Below are 13,465 nucleotides of genomic sequence, written 5' to 3'. Positions count from 1 at the left end.
TCTGGGTGTTCGAAATTTCAACAGCCGATCGGGATAACGAACACAGGCTACTCAAGTTCCGTTTACCCCGGCAATGGGCCCGCCCACCTGAAACACTGTCGCCCTGATGCCTCAGAGCCCTGCGCGGCACCATGCCCGCCGACAGCGCGCCTCCAGCCCCGGACGCCGCCCATGACCAATGACCTCGTAGTCGTCCTCCCCGGTATCACCGGCAGCACCCTCCGTACCGAGGACGGCACCTTGGTCTGGTCCCCCACCGCCGGGGCCCTCGTGAGCGCCATCAAGTCGTTCGGCCGGAACGTGAACGCCCTGCGCCTCCCCCAGGGCATCGGTGACGAGCACCCGGGTGACGGAGTCGAACCCGTGGCGCTCATGGACGACCTGCATCTGATCCCCGGCGTCTGGACCCCGGTCAAGGGCTACGACAGGCTCCTCGACCGGCTCCGTACCCTCGGCCACACCGAGACCAAGGGAAATCTCCTCCCCGTCCCCTACGACTGGCGCCTCTCCAACCGCTACAACGCAAACCGGCTGCGCACCATCGTCCAGCCCGCACTGGAGCGCTGGCGGGCCGCCCACCCCCGCAACGCCGACGCCCGGCTCACCTTCGTCTGCCACTCCATGGGCGGTCTCGTCGCCCGCTGGTACATCGAGAAGTGCGGCGGTGCCGACCACACCCGCAAGCTCATCACCCTCGGCACCCCCTACCGCGGCGCGGCCAAGGCGCTGGACCAGCTCGTCAACGGGGCCCACCAGCGCCTCGGCCCGCTCTCCTTCGACCTCACCGTCTTCGCCCGCACCCTCCCCTCCCTCCACCAGCTCCTCCCCGAGTACGCGTGCATCGAGAGCAGCTCGCATCCCGGAGGACTCGCCAAAACCGTCGAAGTGGAGGGCGGCGTACCGGAGTTGGACAGCGGCATGGCCCTCGACGCCATGCTCTTCCACACCGATCTCCGGGCCGCCGAGGCACGCCGCGCCCGCTCCCTCACCACCACCCACGCCATCGTCGGCACCAAGCAGAACACCCCCACCACCGCCCGCCTGCACAACCGCAGGCTCACCCTCCGCACCGACTACAGCGGGCAGGACCTCTACGGCGACGGCACCGTCCCCCTCGTCGCCGCCTGCCGTGCCGATGTGCCCATGAACAGCAACACCCTTCGCCGCGTCCCGGACCAGCACGGCAACCTCCAGCGCAACAAGGCCGCCCTCGACGAACTCGAAAGCGTCCTCACCACGCCCGACCTCGTCGTCCGCGCACCGGCACTCGCCACCCATCTGCGGCTCGACGTGCCCGAAGTCATCGGCCCCGGGGAGCCGTTGACCGTACGGCTCGCCGCCGCCTCCGGCATCCCGCGCGCCGTCCGGCTCACGGTCACCGATGAGGGAGGCCACCTCGAAGAGGCCCGGGTCGTCGTCGCCGGGGCAGAGCCGACGGAGGTGGTGTTCGAGGGGCTGAAGGCCGGGGCGTACGGCGTCGGAGCCGAGGGCACCGGGCCGGGGTCGCCGGTCGCCGGCGTCGGTACCGACATCCTTGTGTGGGGCTGACTTGTGTGGGACTGATACCAAACCCCCACAAACCGTCCACACAACGTCAGTAATGTGTGCGCTCGTCATTCGAAGATCGGCCACAGGGACATCAGTTGAGTACCTACGGCGACCCGGACCACCGGACCGTGCCCCCGCCACCGTCGACCCCGCCCACTCCTCCTCCCTCCGGTGGCCAGCCCGCCTGGGCCTGGTGGGTGGTCGGCATCGTCATTCCGGTGATCGGTATCGCGGTGACCCTGCTCACCGTCAACGACCGTGACTCCGACGACGATTCGGAGGCCCGCAACACCGCGAGGACTCCGACGGCTTCGACCGGTGCGCCGGGGCAGGAGGGTGCCGGCGACAGCGACAGCGACAGCGGTAGCGGTAGCGGTAGTGGTAGTGGTAGTGGTAGTACCGAGGAGGCCGAGCCCCTCGCGCCCGCCTTCGGGCCCGCCGACTGGTCCGCCCGGGGCGACTACGGCAATGGTCAGTACCTGGAGCTGGACTCCGCGCAGCTCCAGGCGTTCGACCAGATCACCGACGGCACCGACCTCGCCCTCGACGCCACCGCGATCGAACCCGTGGACGCCGAGGGCACCGTCGCACTGCTGCCCGCCGGTACCGCCGATCCCACCGAGGCCGAGTGCCGTACGCAGATCGAGAAGAACAAGCTCGACGAGGTCGACCTGACACCGGGGACCCGCTTCTGTGTGCAGACCGGTGAGGGCCGTACCGCCTTCCTGCGGGTGCTCAGCGCTCCCGTGGAAGGGGAGGGAACAGTTCGCTTCAAGGTGACCGTCTGGCCGCTGCCCCAGTAGGCAACGCAGGGAAAGCAGGCAGGGCAGGCAGAGCAGGCGTGGCTACTGCTCCCGGCGCGAGTCCTCTAACTGGCCCTTCAACCGCTGTGCCCTCAGCACCAGTTCGAGTTCGAAGCGGCGGTCCGGGTCGTCTATCTCGTCGCCCCACAGTTCGCGGATCTGGCGCAGGCGGTAGCGGACCGTCTGGGGGTGGACGCCCAGGCGGGCCGCCACCTCGGGGGCGCCGCCCCTGGTCTCCAGCCAGGCCAGGAGCGTCTCGGCGAGGCGGCGGCCGTGGGTGGGGCCGCAGTGCGCCAGGGGGGCCAGGCAGCGCAGGGCCAAGTCGTCGATCAGTTCCTCGGGTTGCAGGAGAACCAGGGCCTCCGTGTGTTCCGTGCAGTACAGCACCTCGCCCGAGGGGAGCAGGCCGCGCTGCATCAGGGCCACCGCCGCCTCCGCCCAGCGCAGTGACTTCGCCGCGTCGGCGAGTTCGACCGGGGGGCCGATCGCGCCGGACCAGCCGGTCAGGGCGCGGTGGAGGAGGTCGGAGCGGCCCGCGGCCTCCGGTTCGGGGACGACCATGCGGGGCTGTTCGTATTCGAGGTCCAACAGGACGCCCTGGCCCACCGCGGGGGCCACCGCTTCCCGGGCCGGGCGCAGGAGGACTCCCACCGCGACCTTCTTCGGCAGTGCCCAGCCGATGCGGGCCGCGCGTTCGGTGAGTGCCTCGGCGGGGTCGCCGCGGTGGTGCTCGGCGAGCAGGAGTTCCATCAGGCGGCGCTGGAGGCGCAGGCGTTCGCCGGCCTGGCGGGCGGCGGCCTCGGCGTAGCCGCGTACGGACTGGTCGACCAGGCCGTCGAGGTACTCGTAGCCCGCGTCCACCAGCTCGTACATCGCCGGGGGCGGGATCTCCACGCGCTGGCCGATGTCGGCGAAGCGGCGCCAGGCCAGCCGCACGCCCATACGGTAGATCGCCTGGAGCGAGTCGAGGCTGCGGCCGTTGAGGCCCTCGCCGCGGCCGAACTCCTGGAACACCCCGGGCGGCACCGTGGGGCGGCCCTCCGCGGTCTCCAGGTGCTGCACGAACACCTCGATCGCGCGGCGGATGCCGATCAGGGCCATGGGTTCGCCGGATTCGTCGAGGACGACGGGCAGGTGGGGGTACTCGCGGCGGATCTCGGTCATGATCTGCTCGGCGAGCTCCGGTGCCTCGGCCATCGCGATCTCGGCGAACCGGCGCACCTGGAAGCGGGGCACGTCGTGCCAGGCCGAACGGGTCGAGAGGGCCGAGCCTGCGTCGGTGCGGGCGGCGGGGGGCACGGGTCAACTCCCCTGACCGGCTTGCTCGTAGGTGATCAAGGGGTTGTTCGGCTGGTCTGGGGTGGCCTCCAGCAGGGCGACCACGCCCAGTGCGGCGCCGACCGCGAGGGCGGCGGCCAGCACGACGGTCAGCGTGGCGGCGAGCAGTCTGGACATCGCGGGGTCAGCCTCTCTGTACACCTCGGTACAACCGCTGTTTCGGTCGCCCCACCCGGGCTTTCCGTCCCTGTCTGTCCGGCCCCCAGTGTCAACATGACATTGACACCACGTCAAGAGGCGCCTACGGTTCCCGGCCCATACGGGTGCCGTGCGCCGAGCCGTGCCGCACCACCCTGTGGCACGCCTCTCGCACGCGCACCTTTCCCCTCGGCGCGGTCACCCCCCACGTCGCGTCGTCCCGAGCCCCTGGAGTGCCCGGAATGCGCCGTACTGCCTCACCGTTTTCGCTGATCATGCTGGGTCTCGGCACGTTTCTGCTGGTGCTGGCGCCGATGCTCGCCTGGTACGTCGAGCCGCGGGCCGCCGTGAACCCGATCGACATCGACACCACCGCCGTCTACAAGGGCACCGGTTCGGTCTTCGACCTGGAGAAGGTCGCCACCGTGCCGGACAAGACCATCACCGTCACCCAGCGGGTGCGCGGGAACGTCGCGGAGAGCGAGAAGAGCGGGAACGCCGTCTGGGACGTGATCACGACGGTGGACACCGACGAGTCGCTGCCCGCCGCCGACCCGCACGACGCGCTGGACTACCAGCCGCACCGCTGGGTGCTGGACCGGGAGACCACCCGGCCCGTGCACTGCTGCGAGGAGAAGCCGTACATCGAGGGCGAGGCGTATCTGAAGTTCCCCTTCGATGTGCAGAAGCGGGATTACCGCTGGTGGGACAACACCCTCGGCGGCGTCGTCACCATGCGTTACCAGGGGGAGAAGAAGATCCAGGGCTACACCGGCTACCGGTTCACGGCCTCGGTGCCGGCCGCCAAGACCGGGACCCGGCTGGTCCCGGGGCGGCTGGTGAACCTGCCGGACCGGCCGCAGGTGCTGGCCGAGGAGTGGTACGCCAACCACGGCATCGAGCTGGTGGTCGACCAGGCCACGGGCCGGGTGCTGTACGCACAGACCGGTCCGCGCCGCACGCTGCGGGCGCCGGGCGGCACGAAGGACGAGGCGGTACTGCTGGACAGCCGGAAGATCGCGTTCACCACCGCAACGCAGAAGGAAGCGGTGGAGCGCGCCGAGGAGGACAGCGGACGGCTGCGACTGGTGGGACAGACGTTGCCCATTGGGGCGGCTGTGACCGGGTTCGTCCTGGCTCTGGCCGGGATCGTTTTGGTGGTACGAGGGAGGCGGCATCCCGATTCGTCGGAATCCTCCGGATCTGCCGTCACGATGTGACATTACGTCAGCTCTAATAAAGCCCGAAATTGTCACGTCCGTGAGTAGCCGTGGCGAACGGCGGGGCGAAAACTGTCCACCCCACCCGAGCACAACCCGTCCACAGTCCGCACCCAGAAAGCCCCTGGTTCCCCCACGGACAGACCTCACACGCCACAGCCGTAACAGTCGGCTCGCTGTTCCCCCACGCTGAGTTCCGCACCCCGAGACATGTTGGAGCACCGATGCCCCAGCACGTGCCGTCACTGCGCGCCCCGGTCCCCACGGTGCCGCAGCACCCTCACCCTCCGGCGCTCCCCCCACAGCCGCGCCGAATCGTTTTCCTCGCCCATCGCGACCTGGGAAACCGGGCCGCCGGAGGCTCCGAACTGCTCGTCGACCGGCTCGCCGACGGACTGACCCGGCTCGGCCACCAGGTCACCCTGCTGTGCGGCGGGCCCGCGGCCTACCGCGACTACCGGGTCGTGTCCGCGGGCGGCGCCTACGGCCACTACCTGCGCGCCCGGTCCGCCTTCGCCCGCCAGGTCGGCGAGACCGACCTGCTGGTCGAGGTCTGCAACGGAATGCCGTACCTGGCGCCCCTGTGGCACCGCGGCCCCACGCTGTGCCTGGTCAACCACGTCCACACCGACCTGTGGCGGATGCGGTTCGGCGGACCGCTGGCGCCCGCCGCCCGGCTCGGCCGAAGACTGGAGCACTGGGCGCTGACCGGAGCCCAGCAGCGCGGTCTGCTGGTCGCCGTCTCCCCGTCCACCGCCCACGCGCTGCGCGCGCTCGGCGTCGAACGGGAGCGGATCAGGGTCGTCCACAACGGTGTGGAGGAACCGGGTCCGCGGGCGGACCGCTCCCCCGAGCCGCTGTTCCTGGCGGTCGGACGGCTCGTCGAGTACAAGCGCATCGACCTGCTGCTGCGGCTGTGGGAGCGGGTGCGGCCGGTCACCGGCGGCCGGCTGGTGATCGTCGGCGACGGCCCCGAACGCCGCCGGCTGGAGCAACTCGCCGGTCCCGGCGTGGAGTTCACCGGTCATGTCACCGAGGCCGAGAAGCACCGGCTGTTGTGCGCGGCCTGGCTGCTGCTGCATCCCTCTGCCGTGGAGGGGTGGGGCCTGGTGGTGACGGAGGCGGCGGCCCGGGAGACCCCGGCCATCGCCTTCGACGTACCGGGCCTGCGGGACTCGGTGATCGACGGGGAGACCGGGGTGCTCGCCTCGGGCGAGTCCTCCTTCGCCGCCGCCTGGTGCACGCTCGCCCTGTCCGGCCGCCGCCGGGAGCTGATGGGCAAGGCGGCCCGGGACCACGCGGCCGGATTCCGCTGGGACCGAACGGTCAGGCAGTTCCGGGCGGTTGCCGCCGAGGCCGTGCGGAGCTGGACGCCATGAGCCCGGTGAAGGACCCCTCCCTCAGACGCTCCGTGACCCTCTTCCGCGCCTTCATGCGCGAGCAGGAGGACCCGGAGAGCTGCTACGCGCTGCTCGCCCGGGACGCGGTCGACCAGGTCGAGCGCTACGACGGCCCGGTGCGCGGACGCACGGTCGTCGACGTCGGCGGGGGCAAGGGGTACTTCACCGAGGAGTTCCGGCGCCGCGGCGCGCAGGCCTACCTGTTCGAACCGGACCTCGGGGAGCTGGGACAGAAGCCACCCGACGGAAGTGTGGTCGCCGACGGGTATCTGCTCCCCCTGTACGACGGTGTCGCCGATGTGACGTTCTCCTCCAATGTGCTGGAGCACGTGGCCGACCCGCAGACCTTCCTCAGCGAACTGGTCCGGGTGACCCGGCCCGGCGGGCTGATCTATGTGTCGTTCACCAACTGGCTGTCGCCGTGGGGCGGGCACGAGTGGGCCCCGTGGCACTACCTGGGCGCCGAGCGGGCCCGCGCCCGCTACCGGCGCCGGACCGGGAAACCGGCCAAGCACACCCTCGGCGAGAACCTCTTCGCCGTGCACATCGGGCCGACGCTGCGGCAGGTCCGCGCCCGGGACGACGTCAGGGTCGTCTCGGCGCGCTCCCGCTACTGGCCCTTCCTCGCGGAGGCGGTCGTCAAGGCGCCCGGCGTCCGCGAGATAGCCACCTGGAATCTCCTCCTCATACTCCGGCGGTGTCCCCCATGACGAGCACGGTCCAGGCTCCTCCTCCAGCAGCCGTCCCAACCACCGCGACCATGGCGGGCCCGCCCGAGGGCCCCCGGTCGCGGCGCTGGTTGCTGGGGTTCTGGGCCGTGGTGTTCGTGCTGCTGCTCGCCGTGCAGCCGGGCAGGCAGACCTTCGACACCAAGCTCGGGGTGACCGTCGACCCGGGACGGTTCCTCTCCGACCTCGGCCAACTCTGGCAGGACCAGGGCTCCTTCGGCGGTATCTCCGACCAGTACGCCGGATACCTCTGGCCCATGCTGCCGTTCTACTGGCTGGCCGATCTGATCCGGCTGCCGGTGTGGCTGGCGGAGCGGCTGTGGCTGTCGCTGATCGTGTCCGTCGCCTTCTGGGGCGCCCTGCGCCTGGCCGAGCGGCTGCGCGTGGGCAGCAACGCCACCCGGCTGCTGGCCGGTGTGATGTACGCGCTGTGGCCGGTCTTCACCACCGTCGTCGGCTCCACCTCCGCCGCCGCGCTGCCCGGCGCGGTCCTGCCCTGGGTGCTGCTGCCGCTGGTCGACGAGCGCTACAGCGCCCGGGTCGCCGCCCTGCGCTCGGCGCTGGTCATCCCGTTCATGGGCGGCGTCAACGCGGCCTCCACCCTCGCCTCGCTGCTCCCGGTCGGCCTGTACCTGCTCTCCCGCCCACCGGGCCCCCGGCGCCGCAAGCTGATCACCTGGTGGGTGCCCGGCGTCGTCCTGGCGACCGCGTGGTGGTGGCTCCCGCTCCTCCTGCTCGGCTTCTACGGCGAGAACTTCCTTCCCTACGTGGAGAGTTCACAGACCACCACCGAGACCATGGCCGCCACGGAGGCGCTGCGCGGGGCCGGGAACTGGGTGGCCTATCTGCACTTCGGTGACGCCTGGCTGCCCGCCGGATGGGCGGTCGCCTCCTCGGCGGTCGTGGTCGTCTGCTCGGCGCTCGCGGCGGGCCTCGGTCTCGCGGGTCTGGCCCGCCGGGACATGCCCGAGCGGCGCTGGCTGGTGCTGACCGTGCTGACGATGGCGCTGATCCTGCTCTCCGGCTACGACGGCGCGTTCGGCGCGCCCTTCCACGGGGTGGTGCAGGACTGGCTGGACGGCGCGCTCGCCCCGTTCCGCAACATCTACAAGTTCCAGACCGGCCTCGCCCTCGCCCTGGTCCTGGGCCTGGCCCACCTGGTCGCGGTGGCCGCCCGCTCGCGCGGCGCCCGCCACATGCCGGGCCGCCGATTCCTGCCGCTGATCACGGCCGTGCTGGTACTGCCCGGTCTGATGTGGCCGTACCTCAACGGCTCGATCCTGAACCCGGGTTCGTTCAAGGAGATCCCCGCCTACTGGAAGGCCACCGCCGACTGGATGGAGGAGTACTCCCCGGACGCCCGGGTCCTGGTCGTCCCGGCGACCGCGCACGGCATCTACACCTGGGGCTCCACCATCGACCAGCCGCTGGACGTGACCGCCGACTCCCGCTGGGCGCAGCGCGACTACGTGCCCTTCGGCACCGCCGGCAACCGGCGCGCCATGGACGCCGTCCAGCAGGCGCTCACCAGCGGCGCCGAAGTCCCGGGCCTGGCCGACTACTTGAGCCGGGCGGGCATCTACTACATCGTCGTCCGCAACGACCTCGACCCCGACCAGATCGGCCAGGTGCCGACGACCATGGTCAAGCGGACGCTCGAACAGTCCGGCTACGAGCGGGTGAAGGGCTACGGCCCGGTCATGACCGGCGGCACGATCGCCCCCGGCACCCCGCTCCAGGTGGAGGGCCTGTACCCGAGGCAGCGCGCGGTGGAGATCTACCAGCCGCCGCAGGACGTGCCGCGGCCGGGGCAGGCCGGGGTGAGCGCGGTCGCCGACACCGCCGTGGTCTCCGGCGGACCCGAGGCGCTGCTGCCGGTCGCCGGTGAGCTGCGCGGCCGGGCGAGCGTGCTGACCGGCGACAACCACCCGGGGCTCGGCTCCCCGCCGGTCCAGGTGGTCGGCGACGGACTGCGGCGCGCGGACACCCGGTTCGGCCTGGTCAACGCCAACACCTCGTACACGTACACGCGCGACGAGCGCAACGCGGCGGACGCCACGCAGGACGCGGGCGAGAAGCCGCACCAGATCCTGCCGACCACCGGCCAGGACCATCAGACGGTCGCCGAACTGCGCGGCGCCCGCTCGGTGTCGGCGTCCTCCTACGGCAACTGGCTGTTCCACCTGCCGCAGTACGACCCGGTGAACGCCTTCGACGGCAACCTGGACACCGCCTGGACGGAGGGCTCGCTGGGCTCTTCCAACGGCGAGTGGCTGCGGATCGAGTTCACCGGGAAGTACGACATGCCCGGCTCCTTCAAGGTGACCCCGCTGCCCCAGGAGGGCGTGCGGTCAGCGCCGACGCGGGTGCGGGTGGAGACCGAGCGGGGCAGCAGGACCAGTTGGCTGGAGCCCAACGGCCGTACGCAAAGTATCAAGGCACCGACCGGTGAGACCGGCTGGATGAAGCTGACGATCGTGGAGTCGGTGGAGCGGCGCGCCGGGCTGACCGGGGCGGGATTCGCCGAGATCGCCCTGCCGGACGTGCAGGTCACCCGGCTGCTGCGGCTGCCCACGGACGCCGAAAAGTCCTCCGCCGACACCGAGCTGATCTCCCTGTCCCGCCCGGCCGACCCGACGGGCCTGTCCTCGACGGGCACCGAGGCGGGGCTGCACCGCCGCTTCACCACGGCGACGGCGGGCACGTACGAGATCGAGGCGAGCGCGGTGGCGGTGCCGGGTGAGGCGCTGGACCGGATGCTGTACGAGGTGGCGCCGGAGCAGGAGAGCCGGATCGTGGCCACCGCGGACTCCACCGCCCGCCTCGGCGCGGGGCTCTCGGCCCGCAACCTCACCGACGGCGACCTGACCACGGCGTGGATCGCGGGCGACAAGCCCACCATCCACCTCGGCTGGGAGGGCAAGCAGCCGATGGACGAGATCGTGCTCCCGTCGGCCGGCGGTCTGTCCAGCCGCCCCTCCGAGGTGCACATCAGCTCCCCGGACGGCGCGGCCGTCGCGGGCGTCGACGAGAACGGCAACGTCCGCTTCCCGCCGATCACCACGGACCGCCTCGACATCACCATCACCGAGACGGCGCCGCTGACCCTGTACAACCCCTTCGCCGACGAGGACATGCAGCTCCCGGTGGGCCTGACGGAGGCCTACATCCCGGCGCTGGACAGCTACCGCACCCCGAAGCCGGAGGACGACCGGTCCTTCTCCCTGCCCTGCGGCAAGGGCCCGGCGCTGGCGGTGGACGGCGAGCTGTACGAGACCAGCGTCCAGGGGACCGTCCGGGACCTGATGGAACGCCGCCCGGTGGACCTGACCCTGTGCCCGGAGAGCGGCCTCGAACTCTCCTCCGGCAAGCACAGCGTGGAGGCCGGTGACGCGGGCCCGCTGGTGGTGACGGCGGTGAAGCTGACCCGCGGTTCGCTCGCCGGGTCCCCGTCCTCCGGCCGTGAGCTGGGCGTACGGGACTGGCTGGGCGACCGCCGCGAGCTGACCGTGGGCTCGGGCGCTGCCTCGTACCTGACGACCTACGAGAACTTCAACGACGGCTGGCGCGCCGAACTCAACGGCGAGAAGCTGACGCCGGTACGTCTCGACGGCTGGCAGCAGGGCTGGCGGATCCCGGCCGGGGAGGGCGGCACGATCAAGCTCTCCTACGAGCCCGCGGTGACGTACGACGCCGGGCTGATCGGCAGCGGGGTGGCCCTCGCGGCCGTGGCGGGCCTGGCCCTGTGGCGGCGCCGCGAACCCAACCCGGACGAGCCGCAGCCGGTGCCGCCGGCGCCGGGGCTGTGGCTGGGCACGGTGGCGCTGACGCTGGTCGCCGCGGTGGTCGCGGGCTGGTTCGCGCTGTTGGTCCCGGCGTTCGCGCTGCTGGCCCGGCGCCGGCACGAACTCCTGGTACCGGTGGCGTTGTTGGCGCTGGCGGCGGCCGGGATCGTGGCGGCGTTCGGCGCCGGAGAGCCGGTACGGGAGGCGACGGGCGCGTTCGGGCACACGGCCCAACTGCTGGCGCTGATCGGCCTGTTCGCGGCACTGGTGAGCGTGGGGGAACCGGCGGCGGCAGCGGACGGGGGTGACGGCGATGACGACCCTGCACCGGCCAAGGACTAACCCCGGGCCGCCCCGCGTCCCCTTCCCGGTGGTGGACGAGATAGCCCGCCACTGCCTCCAGGAGGAGGAACCGGAAACGGTCCACATCGAGGTCCACCTCCCGGGCCCGGTGGACCCGCCCCGCCTCCGCGAGGCGTTCATCGAGGCCCTGCGCCACCACCCCCGCATCCTGATGCGCGAGGCCCCGGGGGCCTGGTACCGCCGCCGCTACGAATGGGAACTGACCGAGTCCCCGGACGTAGAGGTGGTCACCTTCCCGCCCCCGGGCCCGGACGCCCTACGAGACGCCCGCACCCGCGCCCTGACGACGGCACCTCCCCTGTCGGCCTCACCCCCGGTCCGCCTGGAGGTGGTGATGGACGCGGGCCCGGCGGAAGGCAGCGAAGCCACCGCCCACCCAGCTGCGGGCAGTCGTGCCGCTGGGGCGGCCCCCGCGACCAAGGAAGCGGCACCCCGCGAGCGCGGGCAGGCGGACCCACCCGCCCACCACAACACCGTCCTGTTCCTCACCATCAACCACACGGCACTGGACGGCCCGGCGTGCCTCCGAGTCCTCGCCACCGCCGCCGAGTTGTACGGCGGCCGCGACAACTCCCCCACCGCACCCCCCGTCCGACAGCCCGACGCACCACCCCCCGCCCCCGACACCCCCTCCAACTGGTCCCGCCCCGCCCGCGTGGCCCAGGGCACCCCCGAACCGAGCCCCGGCAACGGCATGCTCGTCACCGAACTCCCCCTCCCCCACCGCCCCAAGGGCTCCCCGTACACGGTCAACGACCAGCTCATGATCGCCACCGCGCTCACCCTCACGCACTGGAACCGCGAGCACGGCGAACCACCCCGCCCCCTGCGCATCACGATGCCGGTCGACGACCGCCCCAGGGACCGCGGCATGCCCATCGGCAACGGCACAAGACTCGTCGAAGTCCCCTTCACCCCAGAGGAGTTGCGCACCGACGACCTCCCCGCGCTCCTCCGCCGCACGGCCGAGAGAACCCGCGCCCTGAAGTCCCTCCCCCGCCCCCAACTGGGCAGGGGCGCCGCCCTTCTCACCGCCCCGGTCACCCCCGTGGCCTGGCGCGCCGCGCTCACCCGCGGCCTGCGCAGGGCGGCGGCGCCCTGGACCTCGACCACACTCCTCAGCAACATCGGCCGTATCCCGTACCCCCTGGACTTCGGCGAGGAGGCCGGCCGCGCGCACGCGGTGTGGTTCTCGGCCCCGGCCAGGATGCCCCGCGGGCTGACGGTGACCACGGCCTCCACGACGGGCCGTCTGCACCTGGCCCTGCGCTGGTCGCGCACGCTGCTCAGCCACGGCGACGGCGCCCATCTGCGGGACCTGTTCGAGCACTACCTGCACACCACGGAGGCCCCGGAGTGACCACCAGCGCCCCGCCGGAAAAGCCCAGGGAACTGCGGGACTTCTACGAGGACCCGGCCGTCCCGGTCGCCTCCGGCACCCCGCGCAGCCTCCGCCAGGCCCGCATGCTCGCGGCAGCCATAGGCACCGGCGCCGAGAAGACACCCCGCACCATCCTGGACATCGGCTGCGGCGACGGCAGCGCGGCAGCGGTCGCCGCCCCCCTCCTCAAGGGCCATCGCATCATCGGCGTGGACTGGTCCCAGGACGCCCTGCGCCGGGCCCGCGCCACGCTCGCCCTCACCCCCGTCCGCGGTGAACTCACCGGCGGGGGGCTGCCGTTCAAGGACGAGTCGGCCGACGCGGTCCTGTTCAGCGAGGTGGTCGAGCACCTCGTCGACCCGGACGCCGCGCTCGACGAGATCCGCCGCGTGCTGCGCCCCGGCGGCCATCTGATGCTGTCCACCCCGAACCTGGCCGCCTGGTACAACCGGGCCCTGCTGCTGGCCGGGGTCCAGCCCGTGTTCTCCGAGGTGAGCCTGCGCGCGATCCACGGCCGCCCCGGCAAGGAGGTCGTGGGACACCTGCGCCTGTACACCGCCCGCGCCCTGAAGGAGTTCGTCGCCGCCTCCGGTTTCGAGGTCGTACGCCTCGCGGGCGCCCCCTTCCACGGCGTACCGCGTCCGCTGCGTCCGCTGGACCGGCTGGCCTGCTCCAGACCCTCGCTCGCCTCGATCCTCCTGCTGCACGCCCAGAAGCCGCCCGCGCGCAAGACCTAGGAAGAGGACGCAGACCATGTGGTG

At 71.9% G+C, this 13,465-nt stretch carries 10 protein-coding genes; 8 read left to right on the top strand and 2 right to left on the bottom strand.

Annotated features, from left to right (window positions below; translation table 11 throughout):
• Positions 1-171: 171 nt before the first annotated feature.
• Positions 172-1,548 (top strand): esterase/lipase family protein, encoded by a 1,377-nt coding sequence (locus GA0115233_RS01920; RefSeq protein ID WP_093718250.1) that lies wholly within the window; start codon positions 172-174, stop codon positions 1,546-1,548.
• 95 nt (positions 1,549-1,643) lie between these two features.
• Positions 1,644-2,351, top strand: coding sequence for a hypothetical protein (locus tag GA0115233_RS01915; RefSeq protein ID WP_141689463.1), 708 nt, complete (start codon positions 1,644-1,646; stop codon positions 2,349-2,351).
• A gap of 42 nt (positions 2,352-2,393) precedes the next feature.
• Here the strand turns inward: GA0115233_RS01915 and GA0115233_RS01910 are convergent, their stop codons facing one another.
• Positions 2,394-3,650 carry a PucR family transcriptional regulator gene (locus GA0115233_RS01910; protein ID WP_093718248.1) on the bottom strand — a complete coding sequence of 419 codons (1,257 nt, stop codon included), beginning with the start codon at positions 3,648-3,650 and terminating at the stop codon, positions 2,394-2,396.
• A gap of 3 nt (positions 3,651-3,653) precedes the next feature.
• On the bottom strand, positions 3,654-3,806 hold the full coding sequence (locus GA0115233_RS40825; RefSeq protein WP_176711603.1) for a hypothetical protein: 153 nt from the start codon (positions 3,804-3,806) through the stop codon (positions 3,654-3,656).
• A 263-nt stretch (positions 3,807-4,069) separates the two neighbouring features.
• Here GA0115233_RS40825 and GA0115233_RS01905 point away from each other — a divergent pair, with 263 nt between their 5' ends.
• The 6 genes from GA0115233_RS01905 (at position 4,070) to GA0115233_RS01880 (ending at position 13,441) form a co-directional block, all read left to right on the top strand.
• Entirely contained in the window at positions 4,070-5,047 is a 978-nt protein-coding gene (locus GA0115233_RS01905; protein ID WP_093718247.1) for a DUF3068 domain-containing protein, read from the top strand.
• A gap of 224 nt (positions 5,048-5,271) precedes the next feature.
• Positions 5,272-6,426, top strand: coding sequence for a glycosyltransferase family 4 protein (locus GA0115233_RS01900; protein WP_093718246.1), 1,155 nt, complete (start codon positions 5,272-5,274; stop codon positions 6,424-6,426).
• Positions 6,423-7,157 (top strand): class I SAM-dependent methyltransferase, encoded by a 735-nt coding sequence (locus GA0115233_RS01895; RefSeq protein WP_093718245.1) that lies wholly within the window; start codon positions 6,423-6,425, stop codon positions 7,155-7,157. The genes GA0115233_RS01900 and GA0115233_RS01895 overlap by 4 nt, the downstream gene beginning before the upstream one ends.
• Entirely contained in the window at positions 7,154-11,302 is a 4,149-nt protein-coding gene (locus GA0115233_RS01890; protein ID WP_093718244.1) for an alpha-(1->3)-arabinofuranosyltransferase domain-containing protein, read from the top strand. The genes GA0115233_RS01895 and GA0115233_RS01890 overlap by 4 nt, the downstream gene beginning before the upstream one ends.
• Positions 11,274-12,683, top strand: coding sequence for a condensation protein (locus GA0115233_RS01885; protein ID WP_093718243.1), 1,410 nt, complete (start codon positions 11,274-11,276; stop codon positions 12,681-12,683). The genes GA0115233_RS01890 and GA0115233_RS01885 overlap by 29 nt, the downstream gene beginning before the upstream one ends.
• A complete protein-coding gene (locus tag GA0115233_RS01880) occupies positions 12,680-13,441 on the top strand; it encodes a class I SAM-dependent methyltransferase (RefSeq protein ID WP_093718242.1) in 762 nt (253 codons plus the stop codon). Before GA0115233_RS01885 ends, GA0115233_RS01880 begins: the two co-directional genes overlap by 4 nt.
• Positions 13,442-13,465 lie beyond the last annotated feature (24 nt).

The sequence above is a fragment of the Streptomyces sp. DI166 genome, assembly GCF_900091315.1.
Lineage (GTDB): Bacteria > Actinomycetota > Actinomycetes > Streptomycetales > Streptomycetaceae > Streptomyces > Streptomyces fuscus.
This window is presented reverse-complemented; position numbering and strand designations above follow the sequence as displayed.